This window comes from Pseudonocardia sp. HH130630-07 (assembly GCF_001698125.1).
Classification (GTDB): domain Bacteria; phylum Actinomycetota; class Actinomycetes; order Mycobacteriales; family Pseudonocardiaceae; genus Pseudonocardia.
In genome coordinates, this window is the sequence record NZ_CP013854.1 from 3,854,695 (window position 1) to 3,874,584 (window position 19,890).

Annotated in this window: 17 protein-coding genes; 8 read left to right on the forward strand and 9 right to left on the reverse strand. The window is 74.4% G+C overall.

What is annotated here, in order from left to right:
• Nucleotides 1-312 precede the first annotated feature (312 nt).
• Nucleotides 313-1,584 carry a competence/damage-inducible protein A gene (locus AFB00_RS18330; RefSeq protein WP_068798259.1) on the forward strand — a complete coding sequence of 424 codons (1,272 nt, stop codon included), beginning with the start codon at nucleotides 313-315 and terminating at the stop codon, nucleotides 1,582-1,584.
• A gap of 86 nt (nucleotides 1,585-1,670) precedes the next feature.
• Here AFB00_RS18330 and AFB00_RS18335 read toward each other — a convergent pair whose 3' ends face one another.
• The 5 genes from AFB00_RS18335 to AFB00_RS18355 all read right to left on the reverse strand — a co-directional run bounded on the left by AFB00_RS18335 (nucleotide 1,671) and on the right by AFB00_RS18355 (nucleotide 5,480).
• Nucleotides 1,671-2,270: a superoxide dismutase gene (locus AFB00_RS18335; protein ID WP_068798260.1), complete on the reverse strand. Its 600-nt coding sequence runs from the start codon at nucleotides 2,268-2,270 to the stop codon at nucleotides 1,671-1,673.
• A 146-nt stretch (nucleotides 2,271-2,416) separates the two neighbouring features.
• Entirely contained in the window at nucleotides 2,417-2,977 is a 561-nt protein-coding gene (locus AFB00_RS18340) for a DUF1697 domain-containing protein (RefSeq protein ID WP_068798261.1), read from the reverse strand.
• A 41-nt stretch (nucleotides 2,978-3,018) separates the two neighbouring features.
• Nucleotides 3,019-3,498 carry a GNAT family N-acetyltransferase gene (locus tag AFB00_RS18345; RefSeq protein ID WP_068798262.1) on the reverse strand — a complete coding sequence of 160 codons (480 nt, stop codon included), beginning with the start codon at nucleotides 3,496-3,498 and terminating at the stop codon, nucleotides 3,019-3,021.
• Nucleotides 3,495-4,640 (reverse strand): epoxide hydrolase family protein, encoded by a 1,146-nt coding sequence (locus tag AFB00_RS18350; RefSeq protein WP_068798263.1) that lies wholly within the window; start codon nucleotides 4,638-4,640, stop codon nucleotides 3,495-3,497. Before AFB00_RS18350 ends, AFB00_RS18345 begins: the two co-directional genes overlap by 4 nt.
• A 78-nt stretch (nucleotides 4,641-4,718) precedes the next feature.
• Nucleotides 4,719-5,480: an IclR family transcriptional regulator gene (locus AFB00_RS18355; protein WP_068798264.1), complete on the reverse strand. Its 762-nt coding sequence runs from the start codon at nucleotides 5,478-5,480 to the stop codon at nucleotides 4,719-4,721.
• A 104-nt stretch (nucleotides 5,481-5,584) separates the two neighbouring features.
• On the opposite strand from AFB00_RS18355, the gene pcaH reads away from it, so the two are divergent.
• The 5 genes from pcaH to AFB00_RS18380 all read left to right on the forward strand — a co-directional run bounded on the left by pcaH (nucleotide 5,585) and on the right by AFB00_RS18380 (nucleotide 8,649).
• Entirely contained in the window at nucleotides 5,585-6,307 is a 723-nt protein-coding gene (gene pcaH / locus AFB00_RS18360; RefSeq protein ID WP_068798265.1) for a protocatechuate 3,4-dioxygenase subunit beta, read from the forward strand.
• Entirely contained in the window at nucleotides 6,304-6,876 is a 573-nt protein-coding gene (gene pcaG, locus AFB00_RS18365; RefSeq protein WP_068798266.1) for a protocatechuate 3,4-dioxygenase subunit alpha, read from the forward strand. The genes pcaH and pcaG overlap by 4 nt, the downstream gene beginning before the upstream one ends.
• Before the next feature lie 113 nt (nucleotides 6,877-6,989).
• Nucleotides 6,990-7,478, forward strand: coding sequence for a GtrA family protein (locus AFB00_RS18370; protein ID WP_068798267.1), 489 nt, complete (start codon nucleotides 6,990-6,992; stop codon nucleotides 7,476-7,478).
• Nucleotides 7,448-8,347: an alpha/beta fold hydrolase gene (locus AFB00_RS18375; RefSeq protein ID WP_068798268.1), complete on the forward strand. Its 900-nt coding sequence runs from the start codon at nucleotides 7,448-7,450 to the stop codon at nucleotides 8,345-8,347. The genes AFB00_RS18370 and AFB00_RS18375 overlap by 31 nt, the downstream gene beginning before the upstream one ends.
• Before the next feature lie 29 nt (nucleotides 8,348-8,376).
• Nucleotides 8,377-8,649: a hypothetical protein gene (locus AFB00_RS18380; protein WP_083275631.1), complete on the forward strand. Its 273-nt coding sequence runs from the start codon at nucleotides 8,377-8,379 to the stop codon at nucleotides 8,647-8,649.
• Between the two features lie 45 nt (nucleotides 8,650-8,694).
• Here the strand turns inward: AFB00_RS18380 and AFB00_RS36285 are convergent, their stop codons facing one another.
• Both AFB00_RS36285 and AFB00_RS36290 read right to left on the reverse strand, forming a co-directional pair.
• Nucleotides 8,695-9,534 (reverse strand): methyltransferase domain-containing protein, encoded by an 840-nt coding sequence (locus AFB00_RS36285; protein ID WP_156819623.1) that lies wholly within the window; start codon nucleotides 9,532-9,534, stop codon nucleotides 8,695-8,697.
• The gene (locus AFB00_RS36290; RefSeq protein ID WP_156819624.1) at nucleotides 9,531-10,400 is read right to left on the reverse strand and encodes a glycine/sarcosine N-methyltransferase; all 870 of its coding nucleotides are present in this window, start codon (nucleotides 10,398-10,400) and stop codon (nucleotides 9,531-9,533) included. The genes AFB00_RS36285 and AFB00_RS36290 overlap by 4 nt, the downstream gene beginning before the upstream one ends.
• A gap of 463 nt (nucleotides 10,401-10,863) precedes the next feature.
• Between AFB00_RS36290 and AFB00_RS18390 the strand changes: the two genes are divergently transcribed.
• Together AFB00_RS18390 and AFB00_RS18395 are read left to right on the forward strand one after the other, a co-directional pair.
• Nucleotides 10,864-11,853 (forward strand): glutathione S-transferase family protein, encoded by a 990-nt coding sequence (locus tag AFB00_RS18390; RefSeq protein WP_068798269.1) that lies wholly within the window; start codon nucleotides 10,864-10,866, stop codon nucleotides 11,851-11,853.
• Nucleotides 11,854-12,086: 233 nt separating this feature from the next.
• Nucleotides 12,087-13,295 (forward strand): glycoside hydrolase family 3 N-terminal domain-containing protein, encoded by a 1,209-nt coding sequence (locus tag AFB00_RS18395; protein WP_068800425.1) that lies wholly within the window; start codon nucleotides 12,087-12,089, stop codon nucleotides 13,293-13,295.
• A gap of 106 nt (nucleotides 13,296-13,401) precedes the next feature.
• Here the strand turns inward: AFB00_RS18395 and AFB00_RS18400 are convergent, their stop codons facing one another.
• Nucleotides 13,402-14,169: a beta-ketoacyl-ACP reductase gene (locus AFB00_RS18400; RefSeq protein ID WP_068798270.1), complete on the reverse strand. Its 768-nt coding sequence runs from the start codon at nucleotides 14,167-14,169 to the stop codon at nucleotides 13,402-13,404.
• Nucleotides 14,166-19,793 carry an ATP-binding protein gene (locus tag AFB00_RS18405; RefSeq protein WP_068798271.1) on the reverse strand — a complete coding sequence of 1,876 codons (5,628 nt, stop codon included), beginning with the start codon at nucleotides 19,791-19,793 and terminating at the stop codon, nucleotides 14,166-14,168. The genes AFB00_RS18400 and AFB00_RS18405 overlap by 4 nt, the downstream gene beginning before the upstream one ends.
• Nucleotides 19,794-19,890 lie beyond the last annotated feature (97 nt).

Below are 19,890 nucleotides of genomic sequence, written 5' to 3' on the forward strand. Positions count from 1 at the left end.
GGGCCTGCCCTCCGGCCCAGGTGGGAGGCCCGCGACGGCGTGCGATCGGCACCCGACGCCCGATCGGCGGTCACTCGTCGACTCGACGAACGCGTGCGCAGCGGCGGGGACACGCCGTGTCCCGGTCGATGGTCGGCGTGTCCGGTGCGGCCGGCGGCCACGATCGGGTGACAAGGTGCGGGCGGTGCGGTCGCGCGGGGCCCCGACCCGGTGCGGGAGTGGTCACGCTTCACCCCGGGGGGTGACGGACCGGCCGGTGCCGGGGTCCCGCGGCGGCACGCCGGGATCGCGGCGCGCGGGTAGGTTCGGATCATGAGCGAGCGCCGTCCCACCGCGTCCGTCCTGGTCACCGGCAGCGAGCTGCTGACCGGCCACGTCGCCGACGCGAACGGCCCGTTCACGGCCCGTTCGCTCACCGACCTGGGGTTCGCGGTCCGCCGGGTGCTGCTCGTCGGTGACCGGCCGGACGACCTGCGTGCGGCCCTGGAGCACGTCGCCGACGACGATCTCGTCGTCACCTCCGGTGGTCTCGGGCCGACCGCGGACGACCTGACCGCCGAGGTCGTCGCCGAGTTCGCCGGGGCCCCGATGGAGCCCGACGCCGCGCTGCAGGAGCGGATCCACGCCCGGGTGGCCGGATGGGCGTCGCGGGCGGGCTGGGACGGCCCCGCGCTCGACGCCGCCACGGCGAAGCAGGCCCGGGTGCCGCACGGGGCGAGCGTGCTGGAACCGGTCGGGACCGCGCCGGGACTCGTGGTGGGCCGGGCGGGCGGGCCGCTGGTCGTCGTCCTCCCGGGGCCGCCGCGCGAGCTGACCGGGATGTGGCCGGCCGCGCTGGCGTCCGGGCCCGTCGCCGAGCTGCTTGCCCGGGTCCCGCAGGCCGAACCGGTCCTGCTGCGGTTCGCCGGGCTGCCCGAGTCGGAGATCGCCGAGACCCTGCGCGGGATCGGCGCCGAGCTGGACCTGTCCCGGGTCGAGGTCACGACCTGCCTGCGCCGGTCCGAGCTGGAGGTCGACCTGCGGCCGCTGCCCGGCGCGGAGCGGGTCGCCGCGGACCTGGCGGAGCGGATCGTCGGGCGGCACCGCCGGGCACTGCTCAGCGCCGACGGCCGCAGCACCGACGAGCTGCTCGCGGAGGCGCTGACCGGCCGCGGATGGACGGTGGCGACCGGGGAGTCGTGCACCGGCGGGCTGCTGGCCGGGCGGCTCGTGGACCGGGCCGGGTCCTCGGCCTACGTGGCCGGCGGGGTCGTGGCGTACTCCGACGCGGCGAAGACCGCGCTGCTGGACGTGCCCGCCGCGCTGATCGCCGAACACGGCGCGGTGTCACCCGAGGTGGCCAGGGCGCTCGCCGACGGGGCCCGCGCGCGCTTCGGCGCCGACGTCGGCGTCGGGATCACCGGGGTCGCCGGGCCCGGGGGCGGGACCGAGGCCAAACCGGTCGGCTACGTCTGCTTCTGCGTCACGACGTCCGACGGGCAGGTGCTCGCCCGCGCCCCGCGACTGTCCGGCGGCCGCACCGACGTCCGGGAGCGTTCCGTGGACCTGGCGATGCACCTGCTGCTGCGCGCCGCAACCCCCTGAATGCACTCATGGAGCAAAAGCCCGGTCCGGCCGGGCTTCTGCTCCATGAGTGAGAACGCCGCGGGGTGCGCGGGCGCGGGGGTGGGTCAGGCCTTCGCCGCGGCGAGGCGCTCGGCCGCGTCGGCCCAGTTGACGACGTTCCACCAGGCCTTGACGTAGTCCGGCTTCACGTTCTTGTACTGCAGGTAGAAGGCGTGCTCCCACATGTCGAGCAGGACGATCGGGGTCTGCCCGGCCGGGAGCTGGGACTGCTGGTCGTAGAGCTGGTGGATCAGCAGCTTCTGCCCGAGCTGGTCGTAGCCCAGGATGGCCCAGCCGGAGCCCTGGATGGTGGTGGCTGCGGCGGTGAAGTGGGCCTGGAACGCGTCGAAGGAGCCGAAGTCGGCGTCGATCGCGGCGGCCAGGTCACCGGTGGGCTTGTCGCCGCCGTCCGGGGAGAGGTTCTTCCAGAAGGCGGTGTGGTTGACGTGGCCGCCGAGGTTGAACGCGAGGGTCTTCTCCAGGCCGACGATCGCGCCGAAGTCGTTCTTCTCGCGGGCCTCGGCCAGCTTGTCCAGGGTGCCGTTGAGGCCCTGGACGTAGGTGTTGTGGTGCTTGGAGTGGTGCAGCTCCATGATCTCCGGCGCGATGTGCGGGGCGAGCGCGTTGTAGTCGTAGGGCAGATCCGGGAGCGTGTACTGGGCCATCGGTTGTCTCCGACCTCCTCGGTCATTTCACAGCGTGGCGGTCGGCCACGCACGAACACGTGCACTATCTCGCAACGGCTCCGTACCCGCGACGGAGCCGCGCCATGCGTGGACGCGACACAGGCCACCGCCACCGGGCGGTCCGGTCATCCGAGCAGGTCGAGCATCCGCCGGACGGTGCGCCAGTTCCGCGCGGTACCGCCGCCGTCCGCCGCCGCCGCGGTCCGGGCGGAGAGCCGGGAGCCCAGTTCGCTGCGGCCGATCCCGTCGGGCAGGTGCAGGTAGACGACCCGCCCGACGACGACCGCCGCCCCCGGCCCGCCCCGCCGGCGCTCCGCCTCCAGCGCGGCCGCCAGCCGGGCCAGTTCGGCCTCGTCCGGCGGCGCGGCACGGAACACCGCGTGCAGCTGCTTCGGGTCGGTGACCTCACCGAACGGGTTCGCCGCGACCGCGGCCGCGTACTCGGCCCGGTCGAACGCGACCACCGGGCGCGGCACCCCGAGGTCCTCGCGCAGGGCTTCGGCGACGGTGACCCCCACCCGGTCCGGGTCGGGCTCGGAGCTGGTCAGGGCCACGTTGCCGGACTGGATGTAGGTGACGACGTCGGTGAACCCGCGGTCGCCGAGCACCCGGCGCAGCTCGGCCATGGCGACGCTGCTCGTCCCGCCGACGTTGATCCCGCGCAGCAGCGCGACGTGGGTGCGCACGACGTGATGGTGCCCGACGGCGCGTCCGCCCGGTAGCCGGTTCAGGCCCCGCCCGGCGGCAGCGGCGCGCGCATCGCCGGGAACGTGACGGTGCGGAACCCCGCGGCGTCGTACAGCGAGTGGCCCTCCGCCGTCGCCATCAGCTCCGCCCGCCCGGCCCCGGTCGTGGCGGACCACTCGACGACCGCCGTGAACGCGGCCCGGGCGTGCCCCCGGCGGCGGAAGCCCGGGTCGGTGCACACGTTGCTGATCAGCACGTCCCCGCCGCCCGGTGCCGACGGCGCCGGCGCGGAGTCCCGGACCGCGCCCATCGCCGTCGCGACCACCCTCCCGCCGACCTCGACGACGACGATGCGGACCCGGGGGTCGTCGAGCCGGTCGGTGAACCACCGGGCCGCCGCGGCCCGCCAGCCGGGGGCGTCGTGGTCCGGGCTCCCCATCGCCCGGAACATCTCGGCGCGCAGCCGGACCAGGTCGGCGACGTCGCCCGTGGTGGCGCGCCGCAGCACCCGTGCGGTCACGGCGTGCCGTGCGGCCGCAGCTCCCGGAAGAACGCCCGCAGCTCGTCGGCGAAGGTCTCCGGCTGCTCCAGGGAGGCGAAGTGGCCGCCGACGTCGGGCCGGGAGAACCGGCGCAGGTCGGTGAAGCGCCGTTCCAGCCAGTGCCGGGGCAGCTTCGTCATCTCGTGCGGGAACTGGGCCACCCCGGTCGGGACGTCGACGTCGTCCATCCGCCGCCGCGACCAGCTCTCCCAGTAGATGCGCGCCGAGGACGCCCCGGCGTCGCCCAGCCAGTACTGCATGACGTTGTCCAGCAGGCGGTCCCGGCTGACGACGTTCTCGGGGTGACCGGCGCAGTCGGTCCAGTCCCAGAACTTCTCGACGATCCAGGTGCACTGCCCGGCGGGGGAGTCGGCGAGGCCGTAGCCGAGCGTCTGCGGGCGGGTGGACTGCTCGGCCGCGTAGCCGCCGCCGTAGCGGTCGAACGCCTTCGCGAAGCGCAGGTCCTCCTTCTCCTGCGCGGTCAGCGGCTGCTGGTCCTCCTCCGGGCGCGGGGCGAGCGCCATCGTCAGGTGGATGCCGTAGAGCAGCTCCGGGGCCGCGGTGCCGAGGGCGGAGGTGACCATCGATCCCCAGTCGCCACCCTGCGCGGCGAAGCGCCGGTACCCGAGCCGGTCCATCAGCTGGGCCCAGGCGACCGCGATCCGCTCCACGCCCCAGCCGGGCGCGGTGGGTTTGCCGGAGAAGCCGAAGCCGGGCAGCGTCGGCAGCACCACGTGGAACGCGTCCGCCGGGTCCGGCGGGTCGGTCAGCAGCGGCAGGACGTCGAGGAACTCGACGATCGAGCCCGGCCAGCCGTGCGTGAGCAGCAGCGGCATCGCCCCCGGGTGCCGCGACCGCGCGTGCAGCACGTGCACCTCGACGCTGTCGTCGCCGCCGCCGTCGAGCCCGGTCCGGTACTGCGGCCACGCGTTGATCTCGGCCTCGACCCGGCGCCAGTCGTAGCGGGTCCGCCAGTACTCGCAGAGCTCGCGGGCATAGTCCAGCGGGACGCCCTGCGTCCACCCCTCGGCGGTCGCCGGGTCCGGCCAGCGGGTGCGGGCGAGGCGCTCGCGCAGGTCGTCGAGCTCGGCCTCGGGGATCTCGATGCGGAAGTCGCGCACGCCGTCACGGTGGCACGTCCGGGCCCGGGCCGTCCCGCCGCCCGCGGCATCGGAACGATCACGATGCACGCGCCGTGCTCACCGGGCCGCGAGCGCGCGGCTGATCCCGCGTGCCGTGGCCCGGACCACCGGTACCCAGGTGTGCGGGTTGGTCCCCGCCGCCGGGACGACGACCGACAGCGCCGCCACGACGGTCCCGTCCGCGCCGCGCACCGGGGCGGCCACCGACAGCGACACCTGCTCGACCTGCCGGTCGGAGATGACGAAACCACCCGTGCGGACCTGAGCGAGCAGGGCGCGCACCCGGTCCGGGTCGCACACGGTGAACGGGGTGAACCGGCGCAGCGGGCGGGCGAGGACCGACGCCGTGTCGGCCGGGTCGGCGTGTGCGAGCAGCACCAGCCCGACGCCGGTGGCGGTCGAGGGCAGCCGGGACCCGGACCGGCTGCGGATGGACACCGCGTCGTGCCGGGACAGCCGCTCGACGTAGACGACCTCGGCCGGGTCGTCCGGGTCCAGCACGGCGAGCTGGACGTTGTGCCGGGTCACCTCGTGCAGGTCCTCCAGGAACGGCATCGCCGCCTCGCGCAGACCGTGGCTGGCCGGGGCGAGATGGGCGATCTCCCACAGCCGCAGCCCGATCCGGTAGCGGCCGTCGGCACCCCGTTCGAGGGCCCCGCCGGCGACGAGCTCCCCGGCGATCCGGTGCACCGTGGTCAGCGGCAGGCCGGTCCGCCGGGACAGCGCGGTCAGGCCGAGCTCGGGTGCCGCCGCGGTGAAGGCGCCCAGCACGTCGAGCACCCGGGCGGTCACCCCCGAGCGCTCCGGTCGCGACCCCATGACCCGGCATCCTTCCGCAGAGCGGAAGGTTCGTCGATGCTCCCGTCCGGGCTCGGGGACAGTGCGGGGGCACCGCTGCACCCGCGACCACGAGAGGCCCGACGATGACGTCCCCGCCCACCGCCCGGCCGTCCGGTTATCACCCGGTCGCCGCGGCGACGCACCCCCCGCTGCTGTCACCCGGGTACCGGAGCACCACCGTGCGGGCCCCCGCCGAGCAGCCGGTGATCCTCCCGCACCGGCTCACCGAGGTCACCGGACCGCTGCTGACCGGCCCGCTCCGCCCCGGCGACGACGACCTGACGATCGGCGAGCACGGCGAGGCGCAGGGCCAGCGGATCGTGGTCACCGGCCGGGTGCGCGACTCCGACGGCCGGCCCGTCCCGGACACCCTGGTCGAGGTCTGGCAGGCCAACGCGGCCGGGCGGTACGCGCACTCCTGGGACACCTGGCCGGCCCCGCTCGACCCGAACTTCACCGGCGGCGGGCGCGTCCTGACCGACGCGCACGGCGACTACACCTTCACCACGATCCGGCCCGGCGCCTACCCGTGGGGCAACCACCACAACGCGTGGCGGCCGGCGCACATCCACTTCTCGCTGTTCGGCCGGGCCTTCACCCAGCGCCTGGTGACCCAGATGTACTTCCCCGACGACCCGCTGTTCGCCCAGGACCCGATCTACAACTCGGTGCCCGAGCAGGCCCGCGAGCGGCTCGTCTCGGCGTTCGACCTGGCGGCGACCCGGCCGGAGTGGGCGCTCGCGTACCGGTTCGACATCGTGCTGCGCGGCCGGGAGCAGACGCCGTTCGAGGAGGCGCACGCATGAGCGCCGGGCTCACCCCGTCCCAGACCGTCGGTCCCTACCTCTCGCTCGGCCTGCCCTGGGCGGACGGCCCGGACGTCGTGGCGGAGGGGACGCCGGGTGCGGTCACCGTCGGCGGCACCGTGTTCGACGGTGCCGGGGCCCCGGTCCCGGACGCGCTGATCGAGACCTGGCAGGCCGATCCGGACGGTCGTTTCGACCACCCGGACGACCCGCGCGGCGCGGTGCCGCCCGCCGTCGCCGGGTTCCGCGGTTTCGGTCGCGTCCCGACCGACGGCGACGGGCACTGGGCCGTCCGCACCCTGCTCCCGGGTGCGGTCCCGGCACTGGGCGAGGGCCGGGACGAGGCGCCGCACATCGACGTCTCGGTCTTCGCCCGCGGGCTGCTCGACCGCGTGGTGACCCGGATCTACTTCCCGCAGTTCACCGCGGCGAACGCGGTCGACCCGCTGCTGGCCGAGGTGCCGGCCGCGCGCCGGGACACCCTGCTGGCCCGCGCCGACGGCGCGGGCCGCTACCGGTTCGACATCCGGCTGCAGGGCCCGGGGGAGACGGTGTTCCTGCGGATCTGACCGGCGATCGGGCGACCCGGGCCGGTTCACCTCGTCCAGGACGGGTACTCCCTGCGAAGATCCCGGTAAGGGTCGGCCTGGGAGGCGCGGTGGGCACAGCGGTGGGTGGTGGCGTGGCCGCTCCGCGGCGCCGTGCGGTGCTGTGGATGCAGCTCGCCCGGTACGCCGCGGTCGGCGGCGCGGTCACCGGGCTGAACGCCGCGCTGTTCCTGCTCTTCCGCCCGTGGCTGGACGCCGTGCCGGCCAACCTCGTCGCGCTCGTCCTCACCACGGCGGTGTCCACCGAGCTCAACCGCCGGTTCGCCTTCGGTGGTGCCCGCGCCCACCGGCTCCGCGAGTGGGTGCAGGACATCGGCACGGTGGCCTTCTACGCCGGCTACGCCTCGACCGTGCTCGTGCTGCTGGCGTGGGCGGTGGACGCGCCGACACCCGGCCAGGAGGCGGCCGCCGTCGCGCTGGCCAGCGTGGCCGGCGGGATCATCCGGTTCGTCGTCCTGCGGTTCTGGGTGTTCGACCTGCGCCCCGTCCCGGCCCCGGTGCCGGTGGGGCCCCCGTCCCCGGGAGGTGCCCCGTGTCCGGCGAGTTCACCCCCGTCGACCTGACGGTCGGTGCCGACCGCGTGCGGATCCACGGGACCCGCGGCGGGGACGGCCCACCGGTCCTGCTCCTGCACGGCTTCCCGCAGACCCACGCGATGTGGGAGCCGGTCGCGGCCGACCTGGCCCGCGACCACACCGTCGTCTGCACCGACCTGCGCGGGTACGGCGGGTCCGACCGGCCGGAGTCGGGTGCGGGGCACCTCGGGTACTCGTTCCGCGCGATGGCGGCCGACCAGGTCGCGGTGATGGCGGAGCTGGGGTTCGACACCTTCGCCGTCGTCGGGCACGACCGGGGCGCCCGGGTCGCGCACCGGATGCTGCTGGACCACCCGGGTACGGTCACCCGCGCCGCGCTGCTCGACATCCTGCCGACGGCCTACGTCTACGGCCACGTGGACCGGGCCCTGGCCACCGCGTACTACCACTGGTTCCTGTTCATCCAGCCCGACGAGCTGCCGGAGCGGCTGATCGCCGGGGACCCGATCGGCTACCTGCACACCCTGCTCGGCGGCTGGGGGTCCGGGCCGGGTGTGCACCGGGCCGAGGCGCTGGCGTCCTACGAACGCGCGTTCGCCGATCCGGCCGCGCGGCACGCGATGATGGAGGACTACCGGGCCGGGGCGAGCATCGACCTCGTGCACGACGAGGCCTCCGCCGCGGTCGGGCAGCGGATCGCGGTGCCGACGCTGGTGCTGTGGGGCGAGCACGGCGTCGTCGGCGCCAACGCCGAGGACCCGGTCACGGTCTGGCGGCGCTGGGCCGTCGGCCCGGATCTGGTCAGCGGCCGCGCGGTCCCCGGCGCCGGGCACTTCCTGGTGGACGAACGTCCCGGCGACGTCGGGTCCGGGATCCGGGACTTCCTCACGTCCTGAGTTCCGGACATTCTGGAACACTCGTACCTATGCGACGTACAACGCTCTCCCGGGCACTGCTCGGCACCCTCGCCGCCCTCGCACTGGTGTTCACCACGGCCGGCGGTTGCGGCGGCACCGACGTCGCCCCGGCCCCGGCTCCCGAGCAGCAGCAACAGCAGCAGGGCGACCAGGACGACGACCAGCAGGGCGGCCAGGACGACGGGGACGACCAGCAGGGCGGCGACGACCAGCAGGACGACCAGGGCGGCGACGACCAGCAGGGCGGCGGCGACCAGGGCGACGACGAGGACGAGGGCTGACCGGTCGCGGCCCGGCGCACTCCGGCGCCGGGCCGCGGGCCGGGCTCAGGCGCGCACGGCGTGCACGACGCCCCAGGTGAGCTTGCCGGCGTTCCCGCCGTCCACCCAGTGCTGCAGACCGGCCTTCATGGCCGTGAGGTAGCCGCCGGAGATCGCCGGCACGAGCTCGTGCTCGTGCGCCACGAGCTCCTCGCGGACCCGCCGGTAGTGCGTCGGCAGCTGGCCGGCGTGGTCGTGGAACCGCACGCCGGTGAAGCCACGCCGCTCCAGCCCTCCGGTGTAGAAGCCCGGGGTCGCCATCGTCGACAGCGCGATCCGGTCGAGGATCGGCTGGATCGAGGACTGGTCGAGCCCGTCGACGGCCATCGGGTCGGTGAACACCGCGCGCCCGCCCGGCGTCAGCACCCTGGCGATCTCGTCGAGCACCCGGTCCCGGTGCCCGGAGTGCAGGAACGCGTCCTGGGACCAGACGACGTCGACCGATCCGTCGTCCACCGGGACCTGCTCGAACGACCCGGTCGCGACGGTGACGAGACCGGAGAGCCCCTGCTCGCCGGTGAGCCGCTCGTTGCGCTCGTTCTCCACCGGCGACAGGTTGAGGCAGTGCACCGACGCCCCGAGCCCGCGGGCCAGCTGCCGGGCGGCGCCCCCGTAGCCGGCGCCCAGGTCGAGCACCCGGGTCCCGGCGGTGACCCCGGCGATCTCGGCCATCCGCGCGACCGTCCGCCGGCTCGCCGCGGCGATCTCCTCGTCCGGGCGCTCGTAGAGGCCGACGTGGATGTCCTCGCCGCCCCAGACCCGGGAGTAGAAGGTGTCCGCGTCGGCCGAGTCGTAGTAGCTGCGCGCGGTGTGCTCCGCGGTCGCGGCCTGCCGGGCCCCGGTCATCCGGTCACCTCCGGTGCGAGGGACTCCTCCAGGTAGGCCTTCTCCGCGATGTGGACGAAGAAGTCCGGCTCGTCGTCGGAGTAGGTCGACTGGAAGTCGCCGTAGGTCTCGACCTTCTGGAAGCCGACCTCGTGCATGAGCCGGCGGGTGTAGTCCTTGCGCAGCGGGAACATGTTCAGGTGGTACTCCGAGCCGTCGGAGAACTCGTACCGGAACCGGGCCAGCCCGTCGTCGACGTACTCCGGCTCGGCCACCACGCCGTCGCCGCAGTAGTAGTACTGGTGCTTCGAGGAGAACCCGTTGTCCAGGATCGAGTCGTAGTTGCGCTGGTCCAGGACGAGCACGCCGTCGTGGGAGAGCATCGCGTAGAACTCGGCGAGCGCCTTGCGCCGGTCCCGCTCGGAGAACAGGTGGGTGAAGGAGTTCCCGAGGCAGATGATGGCGTCGTACTCGCCGTGGACGTCGCGGTTCAGCCACCGCCAGTCCGCCTGCACGACGCGCAGGATGTGCCCGCCGAACTTCATGCCGTTGTCGAACGCCTTCGCCAGCATCTCGGCGCTGCCGTCGGCGGACACGACGGTCTCGAAGCCCTCCTCGAGCAGCCGGACCGAGTGGAACCCGGTGCCCGTCGCGACGTCGAGGACGCTGCGCACCCCCCGGTCGCGGAGCTGTTCGACGAAGAACTTCCCCTCGCTCGCGTAGCGCGCTCGCCAGTCGATCAGCTCGTCCCACTTGTCGACGAACGTCTGCACGTACTCGTGCTTGTAGTGGGTGGACTCCCGGACCTCGGTCGGCGTGTCGCCGAACTGCTGGATGGTCCGGCCGAGCTCGGGCAGCTCGCTGTCGGTGCGATGGTCGGCCGTCATGTACCGCGTCTCCTCGACAGGGTTTCGGATGCAGCGGGTCGACCCGACGGTAGATCGGGGGACGCCGGTCCGGCCGGGCCCGAGGCGGCGGTCTGGATTGCCCGAAGATGTTGTGTTATACGCAACCAACCACCCGAATGAGCGTGCGCTTGCTCACATTACGGGGAGATTTCGGCGAGCTCCGGTAGTGGAGGCACAGGCGGTCCGACCAGTGCTCTTCGCCACTCCTCCATGGTGTCGTCACGGGTCCGCTCGGGCCGGACGGAGCGGTGAGGAAGCGCACCGCGCCGTGCGCCGGGCGTGCGGAGCGCGCGCCGGGGCGGCTCATGTGATACCGGTCACCGCGCGGATCGGATTTCACTCGTTCGCGCCAACCGGGCGCGCCCGGAGCGCGGTGGGCCCCTCCCCACCGGCCCGGCCGTCGCCGCACCGCCGCTGCCCGGCGAGGCGCTAGCCTGCGCGGATGGGCACCGATCGGGACAGCGGGGAGTTCGTGCGGGAGCCGCTCGGGGTGGCCGGGCGCATCACGGCCGACGGGTCGACGCCGTGGCCGGTCGAGGCCGGGCGGTACCGGCTCGTCGGCGCGCGGGCCTGCCCGTGGGCGAACCGGGTGATCATCACCCGGCGGCTGCTGGGCCTGGAGGGCGCGATCTCGCTCGGTCTCGCCGGCCCGCTGCACGACGAGCGCGGCTGGCGCTTCCACCTCGACCCCGGCGACGTCGACCCGGTGCTCGGCATCGAGTACCTGCGCGCGGCCTACGAGCGGGCGATCCCCGGGTACGACGCGGGCGTCACCGTCCCGGCGATGGTCGACGTCGCGTCCGGGAAGGTCGCCACCAACGCCTACGCCGACCTCGAGTACGACCTGTCGCAGCAGTGGCGCCGGCTGCACCGTGACGGTGCCCCCGACCTCTGGCCGGCCGCACACCGCGAGGAGATGGACGCGCTCGGCGACGGGATCTTCCACGACGTGAACAACGGCGTCTACAAGTGCGGGTTCGCCTCCGGCCAGGCCGCCTACGAGCGGGCGTACGCGGCCCTGTGGGACCGCCTCGACGCGCTGTCGGAACACCTGGGCACCCGGCGTTACCTGGTCGGGGACACGATCACCCAGGCCGACATCCGGCTGTGGGTGACCCTGGTCCGGTTCGACGCCGTCTACCACGGCCACTTCAAGTGCAACCGGCACAAGCTGACCGAGCTGCCGGTGCTGTGGGCCTACGCGCGGGACCTGTTCCAGACGCCCGGCTTCGGCGACACGATCGACATGGAACAGATCAAGCAGCACTACTACGGGGTGCACGCCTCGGTGAACCCGACCGGCGTGGTGCCGGTGGGCCCGGACGGGTCCGGCTGGACGACCCCGCACGACCGGGCGGAGCTGGGCGGGCGGCCGTTCGGCGACGGCACGCCGCCCGGGCCGCCGCCGGAGGGGGAGCGGGTCCCCGGCTGACCGCTGCGCCGAGCGCGGCCCGGCTGACCGCCGTGCCGAGCGCGACCCGGCTGCCGCGCCGTCGCGGAGCTGGTCGGTGCCGACCGCCGAGCCGGCCGGTGGGGCGGATCCGGCGGCCCGGTGCCGGTCGAGGGTGCCGTCCGTCGTCGCGGGCCGTCGTTCCGGCGGCCGGTGGGCGGCCGGGGTGCGCGTCGGCGGACGGGCGCGGCCCGGATGCGTCACGATGGGCGGTGATGCGAGCACGACACCACCCGGTCACCGGGCACCACCGCCGTCGCGGAGCCGGACTGCTGCTGACCGCCGCCGTCGCCGGGGCGGCGCTGGCGGCCGGCACCGTGGCCGTCACCACGCCGGTGCTGACCGCCCACGACGGGTCCGCCGCAGCGGCCGGCCCGCCCGCCGCCGCACCCGCCGCCCCGGAGGAACCCGTGGACACCTGCGTGCCGATGGTCGCCGAACTCTCGGTCCGCGACCGGCTGGCCCAGCGCCTGATGGTCGGGGTGGACGCGTCCGACCCGGAGGGCGCCGCCCGGAGCGTGCGCGAGTCGCAGGTCGGTGGGGTGTTCCTCGGCGGCAACGCGACCGAGCTGCTGCAGCAGGACCGGATGCAGGCGCTGCAGGACGCGTCGCGGACCCCGCTCGCGGTCGCGGTCGACGAGGAGGGCGGCCGGGTCCAGCGCATCGACGAGCTCGACGGCGACATCCCGAGCGCCAGGGAGATGGCGGCGTCGCGGACCCCGGAGCAGGTCACCGAGCTGGCCCGGCAGCGGGCCGAGCAGCTGAGGGCCCGCGGGGTCACCTGGAACCTCGCCCCGTCGGTCGACGTCTCCGACCAGCCGCGCACCGACGTCATCGGGGACCGGTCGTTCTCCGACGACCCGGACACCGCCACCCGCTACGCGCTGGCCTGGGCGCAGGGCCAGCAGGCCGGCGGCGTGTACGGCGTGCTGAAGCACTTCCCCGGCCACGGGGCGAGCTCCGGCGACTCGCACGAGGGCTCGGTGAGCGTCCCGCCGCTGGCCGAGCTGGAGCGGCGCGACCTGCTGCCGTACGCGGCGCTGGTCGGGCCGGGCATGCCGCTGGACGGCCGGGTCGGCGTCATGCTCGGGCACCTCGACGTCCCCGGGCTGACCGAGGACCCGGCCAGCATCGACCCGGCCGCCTACCGGCTGCTGCGGGAGACCTACCGGTTCGACGGCGTCGTGATGACCGACGACCTGGGCGCGATGAAGGCGATCACCGACCGGTTCGGGCTGGCCGAGGCCACCACCCGGGCGCTGGCGGCCGGGGCGGACATCGCCCTGTTCTCCAACGTCACCCCGGCCGGGCCGTTGCTGGACGCCGCCGAGCAGGCCCTCGCCGACGGCCGGATCTCCGCGGAGGCGAACGACGCCGCCGTCGCCCGCATCCTGGAGTCCAAGGCCCGCTGCACCCGCGCCTGACCCCGCCCCCGTTCCCACTCATGGAGCTTCGGCCCGGTGTGACGAGGCCGAAGCTCCATGAGTACGACGAGGGGGCGGGGCGCGAGAGGCGGGTGGGACGGGTGGGTCAGGAACCCATGTCCAGGCCACCGTTGACGCTGATCACCGAGCCGGTGACGTAGCCGGCGCGGTCGTCGACCAGGAAGGCCACGGCGCGGGCGATCTCGTCGGCCTGCCCGAGCCGGCCGACCGGGATCTTCGCCAGGATCTTCTCCATCGCCTTCTCCGGCACCGCGGCGACCATCTCGGTCTCGATGAAGCCCGGCGCCACGCAGTTGACGGTGACGCCCTTGCGGGCCACCTCCTGCGCCAGCGACTTCGAGAACCCGATCAGCCCGGCCTTGGACGAGGCGTAGTTCGCCTGCCCGATCGACCCGGTCTGCCCGATCACCGACGAGATGTTGACGATCCGGCCGAACTCGTTGCCGGTCATGTGCTCCAGCACGGCCTTGGTCATGTAGAACGCGCCGGACAGGTTGATCCGCAGCACCGCGTGCCAGTCGTCGACGGTCAGCTTCCGGACGGTCTTGTCGACGGTGATACCGGCGTTGTTGATCAGGTAGTCGACCCGGCCGCGCTGCTCCAGGACCTCGGCCACGACCCGGGCGCAGTCGTCGGGGGACCCGACGTTGCCCTGGTGCACCGACACCGACGCACCTTCGGCGCCCAGCTTGCCGCGCAGGTCCTCGGCCGCCTCGGAGTTCGACGAGTAGCCGGCCGCGACGTGCACGCCCTGGCGGGCCAGCGTCGTGGTGATCGCCGCCCCGATGCCTCGCGCACCTCCGGTCACGATCGCGACGCGCTGCTCCGGGTTGATGTCGGTGGGTGCGGTCATTCCGTTCCTCCAAGGGAGTCGAGAGTGCGCTTCATTCCACGTGCGACGGCGTCGGCCAGGTACGGCCGCAGCTCCTCCGGCGAGACGATCCGGTGCACCGACCCGACGCTCTGCGCCCGCTCGATCGAGTGCTTCGTGTCGAACTCGTCGGCGACCTGGCCGAGCTTCTCCGAGCGGACGTCCGGCCGGAGGGTGGCGAGCTCGCCGCGCAGCCGGGCCGCGGTGGCCTCGTCCCCGGCCTCGGCGGCCTCGGTGATCCGGGCCTCCAGACCGGTGACCCGCTCGTCGGCGGCGGTGCGGTGGTTGACCTCGCCGGCGAAGACGACGGCCGCGGCCGGCGCCCCGCCCAGCACGGAGGCGTACGAGCCGGTGACCGCGGCGACCTCCATGTTGTCGTTCAGCGTCCCGGAGAACACGACGAACGCACCGCCGTGGTAGCGGGACACGACACAGAACACGATCGGGCCGTCGAAGTTGACGATGGCCCGGCCGATCTCGGCGCCGTTCTCCAGCTGCAGCCCGCGCAGCGACTCCGGCGAGCCGTCGAACCCGGACAGGTTCGCCAGCACCACCAGCGGCCGGTTGCCGGACGCCGCGTTGATCGCCCGCGCGCACTTGCGCGACGAGCGCGGGAACAGCGTCCCGGCGGTGAACTGCGACGGGCCGTCCACCGGGCGCGGGCCGCGGCGCGGGACCGGCCGCGACTCGATGCCGATCATGGCGATCGGCTGCCCGCCGAGGTGCGCGTCCAGCGCGACGACCGACTGGGCGTCGTGCATGTCGGCCCACCGCTCCGACGTCGGGTGGTCGGCGTCGGCGACACCGTCCAGCACCGAGCGGATGTCGAACGGCTTCTTGCGCTCGCCGTTGGTCTCCGGCGCCCAGATCTCGCCGAGCGTGCGGAACTCGGTGTTCGGCCCGGAGTGCGGCGCCGTGGTCACGTCGCGGGAGACCGGGTCGGTGGTCGGCGCCGGCCGCGGGAACCGCTCGCCGGGCAGCGTCCAGGTGTGTGCGTAGTGCCGCATCAGCACCTGCACGGCGCCGGACAGGTCCGGTGCCCAGTACTGGGCCTGGCCGTTCGGGCCCATGATCCGGTCGTAGCCGCCGATGCCGAAGTTGTCCTCGGCCGACACCCCGCCGGAGTAGTCCAGCGACTGCTTGCCGGTGAGCACCATCGCCGAGTCCGGCGTCATCACCAGGATGCCCCTGGTGTGCATGAGCATCGTGGCCTCGGCGTTCCAGTACGGCTGGGCGCCGACGTTGATCCCGGTGACGACGACGTTCATCTCGCCGCCGCCCTGGGTGAACTCGATGATCCCGCGCAGCACCCGGGAGATCCAGTCCATGTTCTCGGTGCCGGAGTCCATCGCGATCTTCGCGCCGGCCGAGACCGCGAACCACTCGACCGGGGCGTCCAGCTCACGGGCCAGGTCGATCGCGGCGAGCACCCGGCGGCACTCCGGCTCGGCGATGGCGCCGAGCGCCCGGGTCGGGTCGCCGAGCAGCACCACCCGCCGCATGCCCTCCGGGTAGCGCCGGGTCGGCACGGACACCACGCCGAGCACCAGGTTGGCCCGGTTCCCGCCGGGGGCCCGGTCCACCGGGTGCGGCACGCCGTCGTCGTCGAGGTCGTACTCCTGCCAGGTGCCCGGTCCGGCGTCGACCCCCGCGGTGAGCAGCGGGAGGATCTCGTACGGGTAGACGGCCCCGCGGCGCCGGGCCTTGAGCACCTTCTGGTCGTAGTCGTCGAGCTCGCGCATCGGCTCGGTCGGCGGCTCGTCGAGGCGCAGCGTCACCCCGGCGCCGGGCGGGCGCGACATCCGCAGCAGCATCGACCGCGACCCGCCCCGGTCCCCGGCCACCGACGGATCGGCGCTGCGGAACTCGACGAGCACCTGCTCCAGCCCGAGGTTCGCGGTACGCGGCGCGAGCCGCCGGACCACGGCGTGCAGCTCGGCCAGCGGGACGTCGACCTCCGGCCACACGTACAGCGCGATCCGGTTCCACGACGTCCTGGCCAGCGTCCGGTCCCCGGCGCGGGCCGCGCGCAGCGAGTTGATGCAGGCGTCCAGGGCCCGCTCGAACTGCGGCAGCGCCCGGATCCGGCCGGTCTCGTCGTCGCGCAGCACGGTCAGCTCGCGCACGTCGGCCATCGCGACCAGGCGGTCGTCGCCACGGACCTCGCGGCCGACGGCCCGGAACACGTGGACGTCGGGGGCCGCGGGCAGCCGGGTCAGCTCGAAGTTGCCGAAGCGCCACAGCCGCAGCCGGTCCGCGACCAGCGGGTGCATCCCGCGCAGCGTCCGGTCCTCGACCAGCTCGCCGGTCGCGTCCGGCCGGAAGGTGAACCAGGTCGGGGCCTCGGCCTCGTCGTCGGCGTGCTCGGCCCGCGGGTTGGGCCGGACCGCGACCGCGACCCGGTGCAGCGCGGCGGGCACCTTGCCCAGCGCCGCCCGGACACGCTCGGCCCTGGCGTCGGGGTCACCGCCGTCGCCGGCCTTGGTCGAGGTGACGTAGAGGTCGACCAGCGCGGTCCGGTTCCCCGGCTGCCCACCGAGCTCGGCGACCCGGCGGCGCAGCTCCTCGGCGATCTCCAGCGCGTTCTGCGGGTCGTTGTTGTCGATCACCGACGCGAACAGCGTGCGGTCGTTGTCCAGGTGCCGGTAGCGCGCCGTCAGCAGTGGCCGGCCCGCGAACTCACCCAGCTCCGGCTCGCCGAGCGGCCGGACCCGGTAGTAGCGCCGGGTCATGACCTCCAGCAGGACGGCGTCGTGCCGCTCCCCGAAGACCCCGAGGATCGACTCCGACGAGGTGACCAGCGAGTCGATCCGGGCGGCCCGGTCCGGGACGGTCGCGGTGCCCTCCCGCTCGGCGGCCAGCACGTCCAGGCTCTCCCGCACGCCCTCCAGCGCCCGGGCCCGCTCGGCGGCGACCACCGGGGCGTCGTACGCCCGGTAGCGCAGGAGCCGGGCGGTGTCCCCGACGACCGGGTGCCGCAGCTGCGTCGCGACGACGAGTGCGTCCAGCGCGCGCAGGTAGTCCTCGCGGGCCGCCGCGGGCAGCCCGCCCAGCGTGCGGGGGTGGCGCAGCCGCCCGTTGAGCAGGTCCAGCACGACCGGGACCTGCTGCGCCGCCCGCCGGTGGGCGAGGAACATCCGGTACAGCGACGGGCCGAGGTCCGGGTCGTCGGTCACGTCGGTGACGCCGTAGTGCGCCAGCGCCGTGCGCAGCTTGGCCTGGAAGGACTCGGGCAGGCCCTCGTCCTCCGGGTCCCGGCTGCGCAGGTAGGCGTAGAGGTACTCCTGCGGGTTGCGCTCGGTCTCGCCGGTCTCGTCGTCGGTCTCGGACCGGTTGCGCGACAGGGCGCAGAGGTCGGCGAAGATCTGCAGGACGGCGGTCTCGCCGGCGAGCACGGCCGGGTCGTCGCCGGGCAGGGCGTCCCGGGCACCGGCGAGGCGGGCGAGCTGCGGGCGGGTCTGGGTCTCGTCGACGTCGAAGCCGAGGACCCCGAAGCGCAGCGCCGACAGCGCGTCGGCCGCGGTCGCGGCCGGTGCGCCGTCCGGGCCCGGACCGGCGGTGGCGAACGCGGCGAAGCCGATCCGGTCGGTGGCCGGGGCGGCGCTCTCGTCGGCGTCGGCCGACGGCTCCAGGCGCAGCAGCTTGGTGCCGCCGTCGACCTGGGAGTTGGCCGGGACCAGCAGCTCGGCCACGGTGCCGTCGAACGGCGCGCGCAGCGAGGTCTCCAGCTTCATCGACTCGACGATCGCGACGGTGTCGCCCTCGGCCACCACGTCGCCGGGGGCCACCGGCAGGGCGACGACCATCGCCGGCGCCGGCGCGCGCACGATGCCGGCCTCGCCGCCGGAGATCCGGTGCACGGCGCCGTCGACCTCGACCAGGAAGTCCGACTCCTGGGCCACCGACAGCACGGTCCAGCTCTGCGGGCCGACGGTGAGCCGGCGCTCGTAGGCGCCGTTGCGCTCGACGTCGACGTCCACCCCGACGCCGTCCAGCTCGACCCGGTAGCGCCCGGACCGGGTGCGGGCGACCCGCAGCGTGTAGGACTGCCCGGCGGCGGTGACGTCGGTCTGGTGCCAGGTCTCGTAGCCGACCTCGGGGCGCCCGGCCTCGGCGGACCGGAACAGCCGGTCCTGCTGGCGGGCGACGTGGCCCTCGTGGGACTGGATCGCGGTCGCGAGCAGCGCGACGTCGATCCGGCGCGGCGGGGCGTAGCCGTCGGCCATCATCGAGTCGAGCCAGGTGGTCTGCAGGTCACCGGAGCGCAGCTCGTCGCGGTCGAGCAGATCGAGCAGGAACGCCTTGTTCGTCGAGCCGCCGTCGATCACGGCCGCGGTCTGGCGCAGCGCACGCGACAGCCGGGCGCGGGCCTCGTCGCGGTCCCGGCCCCAGGCGATCACCTTGGCGATCATGGAGTCGAACTGCGGCGGGATGACGTCCCCCGCGGCGACACCGGTGTCGACCCGGACGCCCGGGCCGCTGGGCAGCGCGAGGTGCTCGATCCGGCCCGGGGCCGGGGCGAACTCGCGCTCCGGGTCCTCGGCCGTCAGCCGGGCCTCGATCGCCCAGCCCGAGCCGGCCGGGGCGACCGGCGCGACGTCGGTGAGCGCGCCGCCCGCCGCCACGTGCAGCTGCAGCTTGACGATGTCGACGCCGGTGCACGCCTCGGTGACCGGGTGCTCGACCTGCAGCCGGGTGTTGACCTCCAGGAAGGAGAGCAGCTTCTCCTCGGGCTGGTAGAGGAACTCGACGGTGCCCGCGTTGACGTAGCCCGCGGCCCGGGCCAGGTCGGCGGCCGAGTCGCGGAGCAGCCGCTCCTGTTCGGGGTCCAGCGCGGTGGACGCCGACTCCTCGATCACCTTCTGGTTGCGCCGCTGCACCGAACAGTCCCGCACCCCGAGCGTCCACACGTCGCCGTGGGCGTCCGCGACGACCTGGACCTCGACGTGGCGCCCGCCGGAGACCGCCCGCTCCAGGAAGACCGTCGCGTCGCCGACCGTGCGGCCCGCCTCCGACGCCGCGCGCTCGAACGCCTCGTCGAGCTGCTCCGGCCCGGCGACGAACCGGATCCCGCGCCCGCCGCCGCCCGCGGTCGCCTTGACCATCAGCGGGTAGCCGACCGTGTCGGCCGCGGCCCGGGCCGCCGCCAGGTCGGCCACCGGGCCGCCGGACCACGGCGCCATCGGCACGCCGACCGACTCGGCGAGCTGCTTGGACGCGATCTTGTCCCCGAGCCGCCGCATGACCTCGGCCGACGGCCCGACGAAGACGATCCCCAGCCGGGCGCACAGCTCGGCGAAGTCGGCCTTCTCCGAGACGAAGCCCCAGCCCGGCCACACCGCGTCGGCGGCGCAGACCCGCAGCGCCCGCTCCAGCTCGGCGTGGTCGAGGTACGGGCTCGCGCCCATGTGGTCCGGGTCGTCGGGTCCGATGAGGACGGCCTCGTCGGCCTCCCGGACGTACATCGCACGCCGGTCGACGGCGGTGTACAGCGCGATGGTGCGCAGCCGGCGGTCGGGGCCGTTCTCGGCGTTCCACTCCCGGACGGCGTTGATCAACCGCATGGCGGGTTCACCGCGGTTGACGATGGCGATGCGCGAGAACACGGGTTTCACTGCTCCTGGTGGCTGCGACGGCGGGTCTGGCACGGGTACCCCACCGGTCGGACGGGGCGAGGAGTGCTCGCCCCGTCCTACCGGTGAA

Bases quoted from the DNA above. Each gene is read 5' to 3' on its own strand.
- AFB00_RS18355 (WP_068798264.1), bottom strand. From the start codon at position 5,480: ATGGGGTCGCGACCGGAGCGCTCGGGGGTGACCGCCCGGGTGCTCGAC.
- AFB00_RS18335 (WP_068798260.1), bottom strand. From the start codon at position 2,270: ATGGCCCAGTACACGCTCCCGGATCTGCCCTACGACTACAACGCGCTC.
- AFB00_RS18395 (WP_068800425.1), top strand. From the start codon at position 12,087: ATGCGAGCACGACACCACCCGGTCACCGGGCACCACCGCCGTCGCGGA.
- AFB00_RS36285 (WP_156819623.1), bottom strand. From the start codon at position 9,534: ATGACCGGGGCCCGGCAGGCCGCGACCGCGGAGCACACCGCGCGCAGC.
- AFB00_RS36290 (WP_156819624.1), bottom strand. From the start codon at position 10,400: ATGACGGCCGACCATCGCACCGACAGCGAGCTGCCCGAGCTCGGCCGG.
- AFB00_RS18380 (WP_083275631.1), top strand. From the start codon at position 8,377: ATGCGACGTACAACGCTCTCCCGGGCACTGCTCGGCACCCTCGCCGCC.
- pcaH (WP_068798265.1), top strand. From the start codon at position 5,585: ATGACGTCCCCGCCCACCGCCCGGCCGTCCGGTTATCACCCGGTCGCC.
- AFB00_RS18400 (WP_068798270.1), bottom strand. From the start codon at position 14,169: ATGACCGCACCCACCGACATCAACCCGGAGCAGCGCGTCGCGATCGTG.
- AFB00_RS18390 (WP_068798269.1), top strand. From the start codon at position 10,864: ATGGGCACCGATCGGGACAGCGGGGAGTTCGTGCGGGAGCCGCTCGGG.
- pcaG (WP_068798266.1), top strand. From the start codon at position 6,304: ATGAGCGCCGGGCTCACCCCGTCCCAGACCGTCGGTCCCTACCTCTCG.
- AFB00_RS18330 (WP_068798259.1), top strand. From the start codon at position 313: ATGAGCGAGCGCCGTCCCACCGCGTCCGTCCTGGTCACCGGCAGCGAG.